General features: G+C 71.2%; 12 protein-coding genes. 4 read left to right on the forward strand and 8 right to left on the reverse strand.

The features are described 5' to 3' along the window. Nucleotides 1-28: 28 nt before the first annotated feature. Nucleotides 29-1,120: an ABC transporter permease gene (locus tag OG302_RS10060; protein WP_371526456.1), complete on the forward strand. Its 1,092-nt coding sequence runs from the start codon at nt 29-31 to the stop codon at nt 1,118-1,120. Next, nucleotides 1,117-1,818, forward strand: a complete 702-nt coding sequence (locus OG302_RS10065; protein WP_371526457.1) for an ABC transporter ATP-binding protein — start codon at nt 1,117-1,119, stop codon at nt 1,816-1,818. The genes OG302_RS10060 and OG302_RS10065 overlap by 4 nt, the downstream gene beginning before the upstream one ends. Before the next feature lie 402 nt (nt 1,819-2,220). Here the strand turns inward: OG302_RS10065 and OG302_RS10070 are convergent, their stop codons facing one another. Beyond that, the gene (locus tag OG302_RS10070) at nt 2,221-2,535 is read right to left on the reverse strand and encodes a DUF5955 family protein (protein WP_371526458.1); all 315 of its coding nucleotides are present in this window, start codon (nt 2,533-2,535) and stop codon (nt 2,221-2,223) included. Nucleotides 2,536-2,733: 198 nt separating this feature from the next. Here OG302_RS10070 and OG302_RS10075 point away from each other — a divergent pair, with 198 nt between their 5' ends. Together OG302_RS10075 and aceB are read left to right on the forward strand one after the other, a co-directional pair. Next, nucleotides 2,734-3,345, forward strand: coding sequence for an NTP transferase domain-containing protein (locus OG302_RS10075; RefSeq protein WP_371526459.1), 612 nt, complete (start codon nt 2,734-2,736; stop codon nt 3,343-3,345). 226 nt (nt 3,346-3,571) lie between these two features. Further along, nucleotides 3,572-5,191, forward strand: coding sequence for a malate synthase A (aceB, locus tag OG302_RS10080; protein ID WP_371526460.1), 1,620 nt, complete (start codon nt 3,572-3,574; stop codon nt 5,189-5,191). A 114-nt stretch (nt 5,192-5,305) separates the two neighbouring features. Here the strand turns inward: aceB and OG302_RS10085 are convergent, their stop codons facing one another. The 7 genes from OG302_RS10085 to OG302_RS10115 form a co-directional block, all read right to left on the reverse strand. Further along, nucleotides 5,306-6,211 (reverse strand): HipA family kinase, encoded by a 906-nt coding sequence (locus OG302_RS10085; protein WP_371526461.1) that lies wholly within the window; start codon nt 6,209-6,211, stop codon nt 5,306-5,308. A gap of 25 nt (nt 6,212-6,236) precedes the next feature. After that, complete coding sequence (locus tag OG302_RS10090; protein WP_371526462.1) at nt 6,237-7,736, reverse strand: cytochrome P450; 1,500 nt, start codon at nt 7,734-7,736, stop codon at nt 6,237-6,239. Then, entirely contained in the window at nt 7,733-8,656 is a 924-nt protein-coding gene (locus tag OG302_RS10095; RefSeq protein ID WP_371526463.1) for an SDR family NAD(P)-dependent oxidoreductase, read from the reverse strand. Before OG302_RS10095 ends, OG302_RS10090 begins: the two co-directional genes overlap by 4 nt. Nucleotides 8,657-8,833: 177 nt before the next feature. Continuing rightward, entirely contained in the window at nt 8,834-9,253 is a 420-nt protein-coding gene (locus OG302_RS10100) for an ester cyclase (RefSeq protein WP_371526464.1), read from the reverse strand. A 73-nt stretch (nt 9,254-9,326) separates the two neighbouring features. After that, nucleotides 9,327-11,741, reverse strand: a complete 2,415-nt coding sequence (locus OG302_RS10105; protein WP_371526465.1) for a KR domain-containing protein — start codon at nt 11,739-11,741, stop codon at nt 9,327-9,329. A 19-nt stretch (nt 11,742-11,760) separates the two neighbouring features. After that, nucleotides 11,761-17,847, reverse strand: a complete 6,087-nt coding sequence (locus OG302_RS10110) for an SDR family oxidoreductase (RefSeq protein WP_371526466.1) — start codon at nt 17,845-17,847, stop codon at nt 11,761-11,763. Between the two features lie 54 nt (nt 17,848-17,901). Then, on the reverse strand, nt 17,902-19,392 hold the full coding sequence (locus OG302_RS10115) for an acyltransferase domain-containing protein (protein WP_371526467.1): 1,491 nt from the start codon (nt 19,390-19,392) through the stop codon (nt 17,902-17,904). Between the last annotated feature and the right edge of the window lie 75 nt (nt 19,393-19,467).

A 19,467-nucleotide genomic window follows, 5' to 3' on the forward strand; every position in this document is an offset into this window, starting at 1 on the left:
GGGGCGTGCGCGGACGGAGGGTGGGGACATGTTCGTCGCATGGAGAGACCTTCGGTTCGCCAAGGGGCGGTTCGCCCTGATGGGAGCCGTCGTCGTGCTCATCACTCTGCTCGTGGGGCTGCTTTCCGGTCTCACCGCCGGGCTCGCCAGGGAGAACACCTCCGCGATCACCGGCCTGCCCGCCGACCATCTGGCCTTCGCCGCGCCGCCGTCCGGCCAGTCGGTCTCGTTCACCGCGTCCCAGGTGGAACAGCGCGCCTGGGAGAGCTGGGCGGATCAGCCCGGCGTACGGTCCGCCGAGCCGGTCGGCATCAGCACTCTCAACGCCGCGGCGGGCGACCGCTCGGCCGCGGTGTCCGCGTTCGGCGTCGAGCCGGACTCAGCGATCGCGCCGTCCGGCATCGCACCGGGTGAGGTCGTGCTCTCGGAGAAGGCCGCGGCCGACCTCGGCGTCGGCCCCGGGGACGCGGTGCGCCTGGGCGGGGGCGGAGGCCGGGGCGAGGAGCGGGTCGCTCGGGTCGCGTCGGACGCCTCGTACAGCCATACGCCTGTCGTGTGGACCGCGCTCGACGACTGGCAGGGGCTCGGCCACCGGGGTACGTCGATGGACGACCAGGCCACGGTCATCGCGCTGCGGACCGGTGGCGGGGTGGATCTCGCGGCCGGGGACGAGGCGGCGGGCACGGAGACGAAGTCCCTCGACGGCGCGCTCACGGCCATCGGCTCCTACCAGGCGGAGAACGGTTCGCTGCAGCTCATGCGCGGCTTCCTCTTCGTCATCTCGGCGCTCGTCATAGGAGCGTTCTTCACGGTGTGGACGATTCAGCGCGCCGGTGACATCGCGGTGCTGAAGGCGCTGGGCGCGTCCACTCCGTATCTGCTCAGGGACGCTCTCGGACAGGCCGTGCTGATGCTGGCCGCCGGGACCGCCCTGGGGACGGGGATCGCGGCATTGGTCGGTGCCGCGATCAGCGGCGGCGACGTCCCCTTCGTGCTCGATCCGCCGACCGTGCTGTGGCCCGCCGCCGTGATGATCGCCCTCGGGGCGCTGGGCGCGGGCCTGTCCGTCCGGCGGATCACCGCCGTTGATCCGCTGACCGCGCTGGGGAGTGCCCGATGAGTCTGTCCCTCCACGACATCACGCTGACGTACCCGGACGGGGAAGGGAGGCTCACGGCACTCGACGGCGTCGGCCTCGATGTCCCCGCCGGAACACTGACGGCGGTCGTCGGCCCGTCCGGCTCCGGGAAGTCCAGCCTGCTGGCGGTGGCGGCGACGCTGGTGACGCCCGACCGGGGGCGGGTGGTCGTCGGCGGCACGGAGACGGGTCCGCTGTCGGCGGCGGAACGGGCGGAGCTGCGGCGCAGGAGGATGGGAATCGTCTTCCAGCAGCCGAATCTGCTGGCGTCGCTGACGGCGCTGGAACAGGTGGAACTGATGGCACGCCTGGACGGCGGTGCCGGCGGCCGTTCCGGCGCCGGCGCGATCCGGGCGAGGTCACGGGAACTCCTCGACACCGTGGGCCTGGCGGACCTCGCACACCGGCGCCCGCACCAGCTCTCGGGCGGCCAACGCCAACGGGTCGGCATCGCAAGGGCGTTGATGAACGCACCCGCGGTTCTCCTGGTCGACGAGCCGACCAGCGCGCTGGACCACGAACGGGGCGCGGCGGTCCTGGACCTGCTGGGCCGCCTCACGCGCGAGTGGGCCACGGCAACGGTCCTGGTCACCCACGACCGCGCGCGCCTGGGTGTCGCCGACCGGGTAGTGGAGATGACGGACGGAAGGATGGGCGCTTTCAGCGCTTCGGGGGCGTGAGGCCGCTGGGCGGTGGTGGGGGAACTTCAGCACGTCCGGTACATGAGGCCACCGGACCGTGGCGAGGGGATCTCAGCCCGTCCGGCGCGTGAGATCGCCGGCCGAGGCGGGGGGATTTCAGCCGTCCGGCGCGTGAGAGCCCGCCGAGCCGTGGCGAAGGATTTCAGCCGTCCGGCACGCGAGCCCGCCAGGCGGCGGGAGAATTCCAGCCCGCCTGACGCTTGAAGCCGCCGGGCCGAGGCGGGGATTGAGCCCGGCCAGCGCTTGAGACCGTCGGGACGGTGGATCTCAGCCCGTCCGGCGATTGAGGACGAGCTCGGCGGAGCCGGTGAGCGACGGTGCCCGAAGGTTGGCGGGGCGGGGTTTCGTGCCTCGCCCCACCACCCGCAGCAGGTGTAAGCCCTACCTGGCTCCCGGCTCCCCGAAGAGGTCCACCGCTCCGCGGACCGCCGCGAGCCCCGTGGCGAGGGCGCTGACGGAGCCGATCGCTCCGGCGACGAGGAGCAGCGAGCGCCGCAGCCGAGGCACCTCCGGCGCGCCACTCAGTGCCATCGAGGCCAGCGCCGCCAGCTCTTCCTCGGCGATGCCCCGGTCGGGAAACTCGACCGGATGCGCGGCGAGCTCACGGCGCAGCCTCGACACCGCCGTGCCCAACTCCGCAACTCGCGGATCCTCATCGCTGCCGGTCACTCGCCTCTGCCCCACGCTCCGCAACACAGCTCTCCCCCCTCGCACGACTCGTGCGTATGTTCTCGTGCAGATCTTGCCGTCCCCACGCGGCGTTGGTCAGACGCCAGAGGGACGCGGGCCAGTAAACGCCACAGGGCGCAGGACGCGCCACTTTGTGGCCGGAAGACACCGCCTCCGGCGCCGGGAGCCCGCGACCGCGCGGTCCGGGTGCGGTATGCAGGAGCCATGACGAACCCGATGATCGCCGGTCTCCTCCTCGCCGCGGGCGGCGGGCGACGCCTCGGCGGCCGGCCGAAGGCGCTCCTCGACCACCAGGGGCGCCCACTGGTGGAACACGCGGTCCGCGTCCTGCGCGAGGGCGGCTGCACGCGCGTGCACGTGGTGCTTGGCGCGGACGCCGATGTCGTACGGGAGAAGGCCTCGCTCCCCGGGTGCGTACTGATCGACAACCCCGAGTGGGCAGAGGGTATGGGTTCCTCGCTGCGGGCGGGGCTCGACTCCCTGCTCCGGAGCGGAGCCGAAGAGGGGGGCGCGGCGAGCGCCGCACTCGTCTCGCTCGTCGACCAGCCCGGCATCGGCCCGGCCGCGATCGCCCGCGTGCACGCCGCGTACCGCTCCCCCGCCACCCTCGCGGCCGCCGCGTACGACGGGGAGCGCGGCCACCCGGTGCTCTTCGGCGCCGACCACTGGGCGGGCATCGCGGCGAGCGCGGTCGGCGACCGCGGGGCGCGCGCCTATCTGAAGGAACACGCGGGAGAAATCACACTCGTCGAGTGCGGGGACGTGGCCGAGGCGTACGACATCGACACCCCCGCTGACCTGTTCCACCTTGAGTGACCGGGATGGCACTCAGCGACACGTTCTGTCGATGAAGAGAATCTCGACATCAACAGACGATTGAACTTCCACTATGAGGAAACTAGTATCCACTGTTCAGAAGCACCCGTTCCCTCAAGTGGGGTCCACGGCCGTATCTCGGCTCCTGTGGCACTGAGTGTCACTGAGACTGCCCGGCGGCCGCCGCGGCACCACCTGTGAAGCTCGCTGAAGGAAGTGACAGCTCATGTCCGCACCAGCGCAGTCCCCGCTGGCCATCGTCGACGCGGAGCCTCTGCCGCGGCAGGAGGAGGTCCTCACCGATGCGGCCCTCGCCTTTGTGGCCGAGCTGCACCGGCTCTTCACGCCCCGCCGTGACGAGCTCCTCAGCCGCCGCGCCGAGCGCCGCGCCGAGATCGCCCGCACCTCCACGCTCGACTTCCTGCCCGAGACCGCGGCGATCCGCGCGGACGACTCGTGGAAGGTGGCGCCGGCCCCGGACGCCCTGAACGACCGCCGCGTCGAGATCACCGGTCCGACCGACCGGAAGATGACCATCAACGCCCTGAACTCGGGCGCCAAGGTCTGGCTCGCGGACTTCGAGGACGCCTCGGCGCCCACCTGGGAGAACGTGGTCCTCGGCCAGCTCAACCTCACCGACGCCTACGAGCGCCGCATCGACTTCACCGACGACCGCAGCGGCAAGTCGTACTCCCTCAAGGACGCCGGCGAGCTCGCCACCGTCGTGATGCGCCCGCGCGGCTGGCACCTGGACGAGCGCCACCTGCAGTTCGAGGGGCAGCCGGTGCCCGGCGCGCTCGTCGACTTCGGCCTGTACTTCTTCCACAACGCCAAGCGCCTCATCGAGCTCGGCAAGGGGCCGTACTTCTACCTCCCGAAGACGGAGTCGTACCTGGAGGCCCGTCTCTGGAACGACATCTTCGTCTTCGCGCAGGACTACGTCGGCATCCCGCAGGGCACCGTCCGCGCCACGGTCCTCATCGAGACGATCACGGCCGCGTACGAGATGGAGGAGATCCTCTACGAGCTCCGCGACCACGCGTCGGGCCTGAACGCCGGCCGCTGGGACTACCTCTTCTCCATCGTCAAGAACTTCCGTGACGGCGGCTCCAAGTTCGTCCTGCCGGACCGCAACCTCGTGACGATGACCGCCCCCTTCATGCGGGCGTACACCGAACTCCTCGTCCGCACCTGCCACAAGCGCGGCGCGCACGCGATCGGCGGCATGGCCGCGTTCATCCCGTCCCGCAAGGACGCCGAGGTGAACAAGGTCGCGTTCGAGAAGGTCAAGAACGACAAGGACCGCGAGGCGGGCGACGGCTTCGACGGCTCCTGGGTCGCGCACCCGGACCTGGTCCCGATCGCGATGAAGTCCTTCGACGCCGTCCTCGGCGAGAAGCCCAACCAGAAGGACCGCCTGCGCGAGGACGTGAAGGTCGCACCCGGCGACCTGATCGCCATCGACTCCCTCGACGCGAAGCCCACGTACGACGGCCTGGTCAACGCCGTCCAGGTCGGCATCCGTTACATCGAGGCGTGGCTGCGCGGCCTGGGCGCCGTCGCCATCTTCAACCTCATGGAGGACGCGGCCACCGCCGAGATCTCGCGCTCGCAGATCTGGCAGTGGATCAACGCGGGCGTCGTCTTCGAGAACGGCCAGACCGCCACCGCCGACCTCGCCCGCGAGGTGGCCGCCGGTGAACTGGCCGCCATCCGCGCCGAGATCGGCGAGGAGGCCTTCGAGGCCGGCAAGTGGCAGCAGGCCCACGACCTCCTCCTCCAGGTCTCCCTGGACGCGGACTACGCCGACTTCCTGACCCTCCCGGCCTACGAGCAGCTTCGCTGATTTCTCGTACGCAGTTCATGGCTGAGCCCCCGGCACCGCACAGCGCCGGGGGCTCAGTCGTGGGCCCCTCAAGGGGTGTGGGGAACTGCGCGCCCAGACACAAACGGCCCGCGGCTAACCGAGATGCGAGGACCAGTCCTGTTCAGCCGCAGGCTTCCCGTGCAGATCAGGCACCCGCTTGAGCCAGGCGGGCCGCCCCTTCTCAGTAGCCGCAGCACGCCGGGCATCGGCGGCGGCAAGCTCACCCCGGGACGGGAAATCCACCGGCAGCCAGGCCGCCGAGGCCCGCGCCCGGGCCAGCAAGAAGGCAACGTACGCCTCCCGCACCTCGTCAGGCGACGAGAACCCCGGCTCATCCGCCAGCCACGCGTCAGGCACCAGGGCGGCGATGTCACGGAGAACGGTCTCCGTGACGAGAGGCGCCAGCTCGGCATCAGCGGCGGCCGTATCGGGCCCGTACCCCCCGAGGGCGTGGTGGCGGAAGTCGTAGACCTTGTCCGGTGCCGACGCGCCCCAGCGGTGGTGGAAGACCAGTGCCGCGCCGTGGTCGATGAGCCACAGCTTCGGCTCGTGGATGCCGAACGTGGGCCAGATCATCAGGTTCGAACTGTGCACCGTGCGGTCGACGTTGGCCGTGAGGGCGTCGAGCCAGACCACCTTGCCCGCCTCCAGCGGGTCCACGTCCAGCGCCTCGGGGGTGAAGTCCACGGCGCCCGGCAGGAGGTCCATGCCGAGGTTGATTCCGGCGCTGGCGTCCAGCAGGTCCCGCACCTCCTGGTGCGGTTCGTCCGTCGCCACCGCCGGGTCGAAGTCGACCAGGACGAGCTCGGGGAAGCGCAGGCCGAGCCGACGGGCCAGTTCGCCGACGATGATCTCGGCGACCAGCGCCTTGCGGCCCTGCGCGGACCCGGTGAACTTCACCACGTAGGTGCCGGAATCGTCGGCCTCGACCACGCCGGGCACGGAGCCCCCGGTGTGCAAGGGGTTCACGTACCGGGTCGCGATGACTTCTCTGAGCACCTCTCCAGGCTATACGGCCCTCACCTCATGATCCCGAGGTGCCGGTGACCGGGCACTTCTGCGCCGCCGTAACCGGCGCCGTGGAGGTGGACGCGGGTGCGGGTGCGGGTGCGGGTGCGGCCACCGTGCGGCTGACCGCTGCCGCGCCCTCGCGTGCCTTCACGCGCACCATGACGTCCTGCAAGGGGCGCAGCGAGATCACCGGTGAGCCGTACTGCAGGGAGTGGCCCGGGATCATGCTCAGCTTGAACCGCTGGTTGATCATCGTCACGATCGTCCGCAGTTCGAGCAGCGCCATGGTGTTGCCGATGCACTGCCGCGGGCCCGCGCCGAACGGGAAGTAGGCCATGCGCGGGCGCTCCTTCACCGCCTCCGGGGTGAAGCGGTACGGGTCGAAGGCCAGCGGGTTGTCCCAGTGGAGCGGGTTGTGGTGGGACACGAGGGGTGAGAGCAGGATCGACGAGCCCGCCTCGATGTCGTAGCCGCCCAGGCTGTCCGGGCCGACGGCCGCGCGGGGGAAGATCCAGATCGGCGGGTGCATCCGCAGGCTCTCGTCCACCACCATCTTGGTGTACGTCAGCGCGTCGGTGTTCTGCGTGTCCGGCAGGCCGCCGCCCAGGACCTGGGCGATCTCCGCGTCCAACTCCTCCTGCACCGGGGGGTGGTTGGCGATCGAGAGCAGGGTCCAGCAGAGCGACACCGCGGTCGTCTCGTGTCCCGCCAGGTAGATGGTCAGGAGTTCGTCGCGCAGTTCCTGGTCGGTCCAGGGCTCACCCGTGACGGGGTCCTTGGCCTCTTCCATCAGGGATATCAGCGAGCCCTCGCCGGTGCGCGCGTAGCTCTCGCGGACATCGGCGACGATCTTGTCGAAGACCCGGTGGATGCGGGCGATCTTGTGCTTGCGGTCGGTCGGCAGCCAGGACGGCATCATCTCGGACGGCGTACCGCGCCGGAACATCACCTCGACCACGTCGTCGACGATGTGCTTGAGCACCTTGGACGAGGGCTTGATGTCGTAGGCGAACAGCGAGCGGCTGAGCGTGATCAGGGTGAGCTTGAGCATCTCCGTCATCAGGTCGACGGGCTCGTCGCGGGCGGCCTTGGCCTCCCAATCGTCGAGCATCTCGTTCGTCGCGGTGACGATGTTCGGGACGATGTCGAGGATGGTGTTCTTCTGGAACGCGGGCTGGACCGCACGGCGGTGCCCGCGCCAGTACTCGCCGTCCGTGGTGAGCAGACCCTTGCCCATGACGACGCTGAACTGCTCGTACAGCGGGCCGCGTACGTAGTTGCTGTTGTTCTTCACCAGGACCTGCTGCACCGCTTCGGGGCCGGTGATCTGGTGGACCGTCATCGGTCCGAGCCGCATGCGTACGGTCTCGCCGTAGTCGCGCTGCAGGCCGAGGAGGAACTCGGCGGTGTTGCGCCGCCAGGAACCGAGGCTGCCGAGCAGCGGGACTCCCTTGGGGCCGGGAGCACGGGCGGCGCCGCTGGGTGTGGTGGCGGGGGCTGTGGTGGCGGTCATCGGCGGTCTCCTTCGTGGCGGGGCTGCGGTCGGGACTGCGGGCTCGGTGTCGCCCGGCGGGTCTCGTCGCGGGGCACCGGGAACACCCGCCGCACGAAAAGGTTGTCGAAGACGACGTCCGGGGCGAGGCGGCGCAGGGCGAGGGTGCTGCGGGCGAGGAATCCGACGGGGTAGCGGGCGCTCGGGCGTGGGCTGCGGACCGTGCGCTCCACCACCTTGGCGACGTCGTCGGACTGGATGGCGAAGGTGCCGGCCAGGGAGCGGCGGCTGCCCGTGTAGATGGCGTCGAAGTAGTCGGCCGTGCGCCGGCGGAACGCTTCGTAGTCCTGGCTCACGGGCTTGAAGTTGGCCACGTAGGTGGCGCCGAAGTCGGTCGTACGCACCGGGCCCGGCTCGATGAGGACGACCCGGACGCCGAAGTCCGCGACCTCCAGGCGCAGGGCGTCGCTCAGTGCCTCGACCGCGTGCTTGGACGCCTGGTAGAAGCCGCCGCCGGGGACCGCGTAACGGCCGAAGATCGACGAGATGTTGATGATGGTCCCGCGCCGCGCGGCACGCATGGCGGGCAGCACGAGCTGGCTGAGGCGGGCGAGTCCGAACACGTTGGTCTCGAACTGCTGCCGCATGTCCTCGATTCCGACCTCCTCCACGACGCCCGACGTGGCGTATCCGGCGCTGTTGACGAGGGCGCCGACCGAGCCGTGCTCGGCCTCGATGAGGTCGACGACCTCACGCATGCTCTTCTCGTCGGTGACGTCCAGGCGGAGCGTCCGGATGCCTTCGGCCGCCAGTGGGGCGAGGGTCTCCGGCCTGCGTGCCGTGGCGTACACGATCAGGCCGGACCGGTGCATCCGCAGGGCGCAGGCGCGGCCGATCCCGGAGGAACAGCCGGTGATGAGCACGGGCAGGGATGTCGTCATCCCACTCTCCTATTCTCTGCCCCGATCATCGGGGATGTCCCTGTGCGGGGTACCGCGGCAGCAAGGGGAATTCGGGTCTCTTGGAATTCGGGTTACTTGAGATTCAGGCTTCTTGGAGTTCGGGGCTTGGGGTCGCGCGCCGGCCCCGGCACCCGAGGGCGCCGGGGCCGGTCCTTTTCAGCCCAGGGCGCCGAGCTGCTTGGCGAGTTCGAGGCCGTCCAGCGAGAACCAGCTCTCGACGATCTTTCCGTCCTTGAATTCGTCGATCACGATGCCGCTGACGGCGAATTCGCGGCCGATGGCCGGCACGCCCTCGTAGGGCTCACCGGTGTGGGTGCCGCGCGCGGTGAACCGGCTGACGACCTTCTCGCCCTCCAGGATCCAGTCGTCGACCGTCACGTGCAGGTCGGGGAAGGAAGCGCGCTGGAGGCGCACCCACTCCTTGAGGTGCTCGACGCCTTCCTTGCCGTTCGGGGCCGTGCCGTGGCTGATGTGGTCGTCACCGGCGCCCTCGTAGATCACGTCGAGGTTGCCCTTGTTGAGGCACTCCTCGTAGTAGCGCTCCAGTACGGCCTTGTTCTCCTGCAGATTCGACATGTCTACCTTTCCTTATTTCCGTGCGGTGATATTTCGTGCGGTGATATTTGGAGCGTTGGTACAGGGGTGGCGGTCAGCCGTTTCCGACCGGCCCGCGCGGGCCCGAGACGCTCATGACGGGGGTCCCGGATTCCGCGTTCTTCACTTTCCACACCCCAAGGGCCGTGTCGCCCTCGACGAGGGAATTCCCGTGCTCCTCGGAATGGAGCGTGATGCGGCCGAAGACCAGCGGGTCCCTCGCGACCGAGACGCCTTCGCCCTGGCTGGCGCCGGCCCGGACCACGTTCTCCAGCGCGGAGACGGGCAGTACGGTGCGCGGCGCGTGGAGCGTCGCCCACAGGTCGTTGGGGACGCACGGCCGCACCACGGCGGTCAGGAGGCCGTCCGGCCCTTCGGACCAGTCGGCGGCGGGCACCACCGAGCCGCGCCAGCTCAGCAGCGGCGGGCCGGAGCGCCAGACGGTCGTCGGCTTCACGTCAGGCCGCGCCAGGACGGGAGAGCGGGTGCCTCCCGGCTCGTGGACGACCCGCAGGCTCGCCTCGGGACCGTCCCCGGCGGCGTCCGAAGCCCGCCGGAAGCGCACGGTGACCACCCAGGTGTCCCCTTCGTGCGCACCGGTCACCTCCCGCTCCCACACGGTCGCTCCCGCGTCGAGCCGCAGCAGGTCGAGCGGTACGACGACCTCCTCCAGGGAGCCCGCCCGCAGCGCCGGGAAGTCCTCGGGGACGATCCACTCCGCGCCGCGTACCGCGCTCTCCAGGAGGATGCTCACGGGGACGGCCGCCGTGCCGTCCACCTGGAAGTCGCCGAGGACCGGCGCCCGGTGACGGTCGAACGTCACCCGCGACACCATGCGCGCGTGCGGCTGATACGTCGTCACCTCCCCCAGGTGGAAGATCCGCGGGTAGGTGTCGGTGAAGCCGGGCAGGTCGGGCACGACGGGGTAGTCGGTGGCCTGGCCGGGGCTCATCGCCCTGCCCAGCGGCCCCACGAAGGTGACCTCCCCGTCGGATCCGGCCCGCAGCTCCGCCTGCCACTTGGCGAGGCCCTCGGTGATGTCGATGGCCGCCATGTAGCGCAGCGTCGCCGAGAAGTTGGAGATGAGGCCGATGCGGTCCCAGGTCGGCCAGGCCAGAGTCATCACGGGGAAGTCCGCGCGGCGGCTCGCCCACCGGCCGAGGCGGGCCAGGCCTTCGTTGGCCGCCGCGTATTCGAGCTGGCCGACCATGCCGCCGAGCCGCCCGGTGAGGGAGCCGACGCTGCAGAAGAACTTGAGCCGGTGGCCCTGCAGTTGGTCGAAGAGGTTGAGGAAACCCCCGATCTTCGTGCGGACGGTCCGCAGGATCTCCTCGTCGCTCTTCTTGGGCAGCCTGGCCGCGGTGTCCACGCCCGCGTTGTGCACGACTCCGGTCAGCGCGTCGCCCTCGCGCTCCACGAGGGCGCGCACCTGCTCCAGGTCGGTGAAGTCGCAGCGGGCGTAGTCGACGCGCAGCCCGCCTGCCCTGGCTTCGGTGATGTTCGTCGAGAGTTCCCACAGGCGGCGGGTGCGGGCGATGTCCCGCCGGATCTCCACCGGCGTCGCCCCCTGCCGCAGCCGGGCCCACAACTCCTTCTCGTACGCCTTGAGTTCGCTCTCCGCGGCGCCGAACCACGGTTCGTCGCCGGTGGGGAACTCCTCCCGGCCCGTCACCACGACCCGCAGGCCGTGGGTGGCGGCCAGCGAGCGGGCCAGCTCCCAGCCGATGCCCCGCCCGCCGCCCGAGATCAGCACGCAGTCGTCCGGGCCCAGCGGGACGGTGGGCCGCCCGGCGGGCCGGGCGACGGGGGTGAGGGTCAGCCGCTGTCCGTCGCGGTGCCCGACCTCCAGCTCGCCGGGCCTGCCCAGTTCGGCGGCGACGATGCCCGGCAGGTCGGCGAGGGCGTCCAGGCCGGTGTCGACGACGCGTGCGTTGCAGTTCGGCAGTTCGCGGTGCAGCGTCTTCGCGAGCCCCGCCCAGATGCCGCCGAGCGGCTGCGTCAGGTCGTCATCGGGGTGGTGGCCCATGCCGCCGCCCAGGTAGGTCACGGCCAGGTAGTACAGGCGCCGTGCCGAGGTCTCGGCGGACCAGTCGTCGTAGTGCTCGCGCAGCGCGGCCACCGTCTGGAGGAGCGGCTCGCGCCAGGCCTCGCCCAGGTCGCCGGGGCCGGACGCGCCGCCGCCCACCGTGAGGTCGACGATCGCGTCCACGGCTCCCCCGGGAGCCGCCGGGTGGCGGCGCACCAGGGCGCCGTACCCGGTCAGTTCACGTTCCACGGCCGCGGCGGTCCCGTCGTCGCCGCCGACGATCAGGACCCGCATCCCCGCGAGGCGCGCGGGGTCGGCGGGGGGCGCCGGCAGAGCGGTGAGGTGCCACTCCATCCGGCTCACCGCCTGCACGGAGGCCGGGGCGCCTCCCGCGCTGTCGGCGGCCACCGGCGAGGGCGGCCGTTCGCGTACGGATGTCGTCATGCTGCGGTCTCCTCCCTCGTCAGTCACGGTCGGCCGAGACGGCTTCGCCCGTGCGGGCGTCGACGTAGCCGATCAGCGTCGCCTGCATGTCCTTCATCTGCAGGAGCATCCGGCCGTCGGGCCGGGTCGCGACGAACCGGTTGTCGATCAGGTCCGCCGTCAGGTCGAAGCCGGGCGGCGTGGCGTACAGCTCGATGTCGTCGCCGGACCGGGACAGGGACAGGTCGTTCGTGTCCTCGTACAGGTCGATGCGGCGGATCGACAGCGGCGCGGCGACGGGGATCAGATGGCCGTCGACGAGGTCGAGGACCCCGACCCGGGCCAGGCCGTCGAGCAGGATGCTCGGGACCGTGAACCGGGGCCACGTCGGGTCGCCGTCGGGCAGCGACAGGGCGTAGCGGCCCCGCTTGCCGTTGGGGTGGATACGGGTGTCGGTGGTCGACACGAAGGGACCGGTGAGCTGCACCGGTGAGCCCGGCTGGTGGTACGGGTCCGGTACCGGGGTGTCGTCCGCGGTGTCCCACGCCTCCCACCGCGGGGCGGTGGAGTAGGAGTCGGCGAGCAGGACGCGGGCCGTGAAGTGCACCCGGTCCTTGATGAGCACGACACCTGTCGGGGAGACCACGTCCTCGGTGATCCGCACCTCGACGGCGGTCGTGGAGCCGTCGGTCGACGCGATCCGCGCGTACAGCCGCTTGGGGGCCGTCGGCAGGTCGCGGTAGACCCGCAGGAAGTGCTCGAACCGCAGGTCCTCGAAGGCGACGACGTGCTGGTCGGGGACCAGGTACCGGGCGGCCTCCGCGGCCAGTTCGGTGACGAACGTACCGGGCAGGGTCGGCTCGCCGCGCACCGTGTGGTGCTCCAGATAGCCGTCGGTGTCCAGGTCGAAGCGGCACTCGAACTCGGCGGACGTGGCCGTCGACTCGACGAGGCGGCGCAGGAAGAAGCCTGGCTGCGTGGGCTCCGCCTCACCGGCGGCCGGGTCCTCCGTGAGGTAACCGGGGTAGAACTCCTCGACGGTGGCGCGTTCGGCCTCTCCCAGGTGCACGAGGGAGGGCCGCCTGACGGGCGCGTGCAGTTCCTGTACGAAGTGGTGCACGCCCTCGGGCACGGCCATGCTGCTGTAGGAGCCGGCCCGTTCGTAGTACGCCTTGGTCAGTTCGTTGGCCCCCATGCCGACACCGGCCCACAGCGTCCACCCGATGGTGAACTCGTCGAGTTCCGAGGTGGCCGCCGCATAGGTCGCCGCGGTGCCCAGGAAGTCGTTGGCCGATGCGTAGTCGGACTCGCCGAGCTGCCCGAAGTACCCGAGCAGCGAACCGAAGTTGCACCACATGCGGGGCGGTGCGTCGCGCAGCGCGTACTTGAGGTTCAGGTACGACTCGACCTTCAGGTCACGGATCGAGGTGAACTCCCCGAAGTCCTTGTCCTTGATGAGTGCCGAGCGCTGCAGACCCGCGGCGTTGACCAGCAGGTCGATGCGCCCGTGCTCCTGGAGCACCGCGCCGATGGCCTTCTCCACCTGGGCGCCGTCGCGCATGTCGCACTGCACGTAGGTGACCCGGCCCGCGCCGCTGTGTTCCGTCATCGTGTCGAGGTTGTGGCGGGCGTCCCGGGCGTTGAGCATCCGGTCGAAGGACTTGTTGAGGTCCGCGACCGACGGGCCCTTGGCCGCGCCCTTGCCCTTGCCCCTCGCCTTGCCCTTGTTCTTGGACTTGGCCTTGGCGAGTTCCGTCTTGATGTACGCCGCCCGGCCCGCCGCGAACTCCTCGTCGCTGCCCTCGAAGACCGACGGAGGGTAGCTGTCCAGGTCGTTGCTGCCGAAGACGTGGATACGGGGGCCGAACTCGGCGGCGACCTCCTTGAGCACCTCGGCGGTGATGCCACGGGCGCCGCCCGCGACGACGACCACGGAGTCCCGGTCGAGCGCCGCCGGTGCGGAGGCGTCGAGGGCGATCGGCTCGTCGTGCAGCCGGGGGGTGCGGCGCACCCCGTCGGCGTCGACGACGACGGGGAAGGTGCGGTGCGCCCGGCTCTCCTCCTCCACGCGCCGCACTCCGTCGGCCACTTCGGTGGCCGAGGTGAGGAGCGCGAAGCTGGTGCTGTCGGTGAGCTCGCGTCCCGCGCTCTTGAGCAGGCCGGTGAAGAGCCCGGAGAAGGGGTGCGGGGTGCCGCCGGGCACCGCGTCGAGGAACAGCATGACGAGGGTGGACTCGGCGGTGGAGAGACCGGCGTGGGTGTTCTGGAGTGCCAGGTACGTCGCGTCGTGCAGGGCGAGTACCGGCGCCGAGCCCTCGGTGAGCGGCTGCCCGGCGGGCGCGGAGCTCCCCAGGCCCGCGAGGACCCGCAGGTGCGTGACCGGTTGCCCGGCGTCCGCCAGGGCCGCGCGGACCGTGTCGGGGGTGACCTCGGGCAGGTGGTGCCAGCCGGGCCTCGGGGCCTTCAGCGGGGTGGTGGACAGCACGGTCAGCGCGCTGTCGGGGCCCACCGCGTCGGCCAGCGGGCCGGGTATGTCGGTGACGACGAGTGCGCCGTCCGGCAGGAACGCGATGGGCTCCCGCACCTGCCGGGCCGGGATCGCCTCGAACACCGGAACCTGGCGGCGCACCCGCAGGGGAACGCCCTCCCCGGTGTGCGTGTCCGACACGAAGCTCGGCGGCAGGGTGCCGGTGACGGAGGACCCGTGCTCCCCGCCCTGTGCGGGGGCGGGTTCGACGGGACCGGGGACGGTCAGCCGCAGCCGGGCGCCCGGTGCGCCGCCGGTCTGGTCGCAGGAGACCTCCACCGTGCCGGCGGGCCCGTGCAGGGCCTTCAGCACGGCGAGGCCACCGGCCGCGCCCAGATAGCGGGCGTGCGCGGGCTCCGTGCACCGCACGGACTCCCGCTCGGGTGCGGCGCCGGGCTGCTCGGCGGCGCTGCCGAGCGGCTCGTCGACGTACGCCAGGATCGGCAGGCCCTCGGCCACGGCCCGCTCCTCGGTGGCGAGGGCGAACAGGAAGGCGCCCTCGGCGAGTTCCTCCTCCTGCTCGGGGAGCAGGCCGCCGATCAGGGAGCGGTACGCGGGGAGGCTGTTGCCGTTGATGCCGCCGGCCAGTGCGAAGTCCAGCTCGCCGGTGCGCAGGTAGCGTCCGGCCGAGGTGATCGACGACAGCGCGGAGGCGAAGCCCGAGTCCATGGTCATGTTCGGGCCGTTGAGGTCGAAGTAGTTCGCGACCCGGGCGGAGATGATGTTGGGCATCTGGCCGGGGAACGCGTCCTCGTTGGACTCCGGGATCATCGCCTTGACCTGCTCGCGCAGCCGGTCGAGTACCTGCCCGGCGGCCGGTGAACCGGCCAGCGGCGAGTCGGCGACGGCCTGCCCGATGTCGTCGAGGTAGCAGCGGTTCGCGTACAGCATGGCGGCCCGGGTCGGGCCCATGTGCCCGACGAACACACCGGTCTTGGCGGCCTGCTTGCCCCAGAAGTCGGGCATCTGGTCGCGGAGGCGGTGGGCGCACTGCAGGATCATCAGCTGGCAGCGGTCCAGGGCCCTGATGGTCTTGGGGGGCAGCCGCACCTCGTTGAACGGCGGCGACGGATAGTCGGCGCCGAAGGTGTCCAGCGGCGGCTTGCCGCCGGCCAGCCAGTCCGAGACCTCGTCACGGTCGGCGAGGCCGGGCAGGTGCGAGGACCAGCCGACGATGACGACGCGGCTGTCGGGGTCGGGCTTCTTGGTGGCGGGGATCGTCTCGGCGGGGGCCTCCGGTGCCTGTGCCTGTGCCTGCACGCGAGGTGTCTCAAGGCGCGGCTGGTTCTCGGCGACGATCAGATGCGCGTTGGTGCCGCCGAAACCGAAGCCGGACACGGCGGCGAGCCGGGGCCTGTCGCCGTGCTCGGACCACTGCGCCGCCTCGGCCGGGATGTCCAGCTGGGTGTCGGCGAGACGGAAGTCCTCGCGGGGGTTGGTGAAGCGGAACTGGCCCGGCACGGTCTGCTTCTCGAGGCCCTTGAGGTTCTCGATGAGCGAGACGACGCCCGCCGCCCAACCGGTGTGTCCGATCAGGGACTTGTTGGAGGTGACCGCGGTCGCCCGCGAGGTGCCGAAGTGCTCCCGCAGGGTGGAGAACTCGGCGAGGTCACCGGCGGGGGTGCCGGTCGCGTGCGCGTTGATCCAGTCGACGTCGTCGCCGTTGACGTCGCCGTTCTCCAGCGCGCGCTGCACGGCGAGGCTCTGCCCGGCCGAGTTCGGCGCGTAGATCGCCTTGCCCTTGCCGTCCGACGAGGAGCCGAACGCCCGCAGCACGCCGAGGACCTGGTCGCCGTCCGCCTGGGCCTTGCTCAGCCGCTTCAGTACGACCAGGGCGGCGCCGTCGGCGAAGATCACGCCGTCGGCGGCCTCGTCCAGGGCGTGCACCTTGCCGCTCTTGGACAGTCCCTGGAGCTTGGAGAAGAGGACGGTGCCGCGCGGCGCAAGGGCGAAGGCGCCGCCGCACACCGCGATGTCCTGCTTGCCCATCAGCAGGCCCTTGGCCGCGATGTCGATGGCGTACAGCGACGAGGAGCACGCGGTGTCGACCATGTGCAGCTCGGTGGACGAGGGCAGGATGCCCTCCATGGCGAGCTCACCGACGCGGTGCGGCAGGAACCGGGAGGGGTTCTCGCCGCGGCGCCGGTAGCGGTCGGTGAGGGAGGTGTCGATGCCCCCGCGCAGCGCCTGCCGTTCGGCGTCGGTCATGGCCAGGTCGTCGATGATGTCGTGCGTCATCCTGGTGACGCTGTCGAGGACCCCGGCCTCCTCCAGGTGCTGGCTGCCGTCCGGGGTGTAGCCGACGACGAAGGAGCAGTTGTCGGTGTCGCTGCGGCGGACCCCGTCGAGCGCCTGGACCAGGCTGTGGCGGAGCCACTGGGTGGTGAACTCCTGGTCGTCGGGGCCTCCCTCCATGCCGTCGAGGGAGCCTTCGGCGGGCTCAAACCCGGTGATGAACACACAGTGGTCGGCGTACGCCTTGTCCTCGGCGGCGGTGTCCGGCGAGTGGAAGCGCTCGTGTTCCCAGCGGTCGGCGGGGACCTTGACGAACAGTTCGTCCCCCGTCATGCGGAGCTTCCAGAACTCCTCGGGGCTGTTCGCCCCCGCGACGGCGAGACCCATACCGACGACGGCGATCGAATCGTCCCCGAACTCCGCCTCGGTGAGGGGCACTTCGGACCCCACGACCTGCACGGGCGCATCGTCCTGGGCCACGTCGGCCTGGGGCGCCTCGGCCACGGGCGACGAGGCCACGGGCGACGAGGTCACCGGCGCCGAGGCCACCGGCGCCACGACCGGCTCCGCAGCCGGCGCCGCCTCCGCCGGAGGCGACAGCAGCGCCGCGCCCAGCGTGAGGCCGCCGTCGGCGAGGACGACCTGGCCGGTGATCCAGCGGGCGTCGTCGGAGGCGAGGAAGGCCACCACGGTGGCGAACTCCTCCGGTGTGCCGAGCCGCCCGAAGGGGGTGGCCCGGGCGATGACGTCCTGCATCCGGTCCGCGTCGGGGAACTTGTCCGCCACCTCGCTGGTCAGCATGGCGGCGGACGCCGTGTTGACCCGGATGCCCAGCGGCGCGAGCTCCACGGCCAGGTAGCGCGACGCGGCCTCGGCCGCGGCCTTCGCCGGGGCGCAGGCCAGGTAGTTGGCCATCACCATCTGGGAGCCGCCGAGGGCGGAGACGGTGACGATCGAGCCGCCGCCGCCCCTGGCCATCAGCGGTGCGGCGCCGCGCGCGACGCGCAGCCCGCCCTTGTAGTTGGTCTCGATGGCCTTGTCGAGGTGTGCGTCGGTGACCTCGTCCACCGGCAGCAGCGCGCCGTCGGCGGCGCTGTTGACGAGGATGTCGAGCCGGCCGTGCAGCCGGTCGATCTCCGCGAACATCCGGTCGACCTGCTCCTGCCTGGCCACCGATGCGCGGATCAGGTCGACGCGGTGGCCGTCGGCGGTCAGCTCGTCGCGGGTCGCCTTGGCCTGGTCGTGCGAATGGAAGTAGTTGAGGACGATCGAGGCGCCGCGCGAGGCCAGTTCACGCGCGATGGCCTTGCCCACACCCTTCGATCCGCCGGTGACCAGAGCCACCTTGCCTGTCAGGTCTTTCATGGAACACGTGCCCTTCTGGAGCCGGTTGGACGAGCGGAAGCCGGGAGCGGGCGGTCAGCCCGCCGCGACGGGCTCCCGGCCGGACAGCTCCGAGACCACGAAGTCGACGATCTTGTCCATGGTGTTGTAGTTCTCCAGGCGGAACCCGGCCTCCCGGGTGGGCAGGCCGTACCGCTTGGAGGCGCGGGCGAGCAGCTCGACCTGCTTCACCGAGTCGACGCCCAGCTCGGCCTCCAGCTGCACGCCGTCCTCGAAGACCTCCTCGGGGTACTCCAGGGCCTCCGCGTACAGGGTCCGCAGCTCGGCGTGGATCTCGGCGCGGTCCGGGGCGCCCGCGGCCGGAGCGGACGCGGCGGGAGCGGAGGCGGCAGGTGCGGCGGCGGGCGCCGGTGCCTGCACGGCCTTCTTCGGGGTGAAGGCGCCGATGTCGTCGGCGATGCGGCGGAGCACCTCGTCGCCGTGCTCGGCCCAGTACGCCTCGAAGACGTCGGCGGGCACAGTGGGGGCGAGCAGCTCGGCGAGGCCCGGGGCCTCGACCTCACCGGCGAGGCCCGCGTCGCGCAGGATCCGCAGGGTGGCGTCCAGCGCGAGGCCGCCGTCGCCGTCGATCGCGAGGGACGGCAGGGCGCGGATGTCCGAGCCCTTGGTCAGCCGGGCGACGAGCTTGGTCAGCGCGGCACGCCCGCCCGCCTCCACGAACGTGGTGACACCGGCGGCCTGAAGGTGGCGCACCGCGGCGGCGAACCGCACGGGGGTGACGAAGTGCTCGGCGAGGCGGTCGGCCAGGGCGTCGTCGGGCTCGTAGTAGCGCTGGAGGATCGGCGAGTACACCAGGCGCTGCAGCGGGTGCTGGTCCAGCTTGCCGACGTACGCGGCGAATTCGGGGACGGCGGGGGCGAGCGCCGGGGTGTGGAAGGGGAAGGGGGTGTCGATCTCGATGGCGCCGATGCCGAGCTGTCCGGCGATCGCGATGACCCGGTCGAGGACCTCGCCGGGACCGCTCACCACGGTCTGCTCGTCGTGGTTCTCGGTGGCGACGGCGAGCAGCGGGTCGTCGAGCAGGTCAAGGAGGCGGCGGGCCCGGTCGGCGCCGGCCGACAGCGCCACCATGCGGCCCTCGATGCCCTTCTGCCGCTGGATGACCGCCACGCGCTGGGCGACGATCCGCACGCCGTCCTCGACGGAGAACGCTCCGGCGGCGACCAGTGCGGTGATCTCGCCGAGGCTGTGCCCGGCGAGGACGTCCGGGCGCACGCCCTGGGCGTTCAGGATCTCGTACGAGGCCAGACCGGCGGCGTAGATGGCCACCTGGGAGGCCCAGGCGTCGTCGTCGAGGAGTCCGCGCAGTTCGGCGCTGTGGTCCCCGAGGACCAGGTCGGTTATTCGACGCGAGAACAGGTTCATGGTCTCCGCATCAATGCGCTCGAAGACGCGCTTGACCTGCGGGTACTTCTGCGCGGCGCGGCGCAGGGCTTCGCCGTCGAAGCCGCCTTGGCCAGGGAAGAGGAAGGTGGTGCGCAGGTCCGCCGAGGTGTGGACGGTCATGGTCGTGCCTCCAGGCTGGTAGTGCGGTATCGGGATGAGTACGTGAGATGCGTGAGGTACGTCAGGTGTGTGCGT

The sequence above is a fragment of the Streptomyces sp. NBC_01283 genome (assembly GCF_041435335.1).
Classification (GTDB): Bacteria; Actinomycetota; Actinomycetes; order Streptomycetales; family Streptomycetaceae; genus Streptomyces.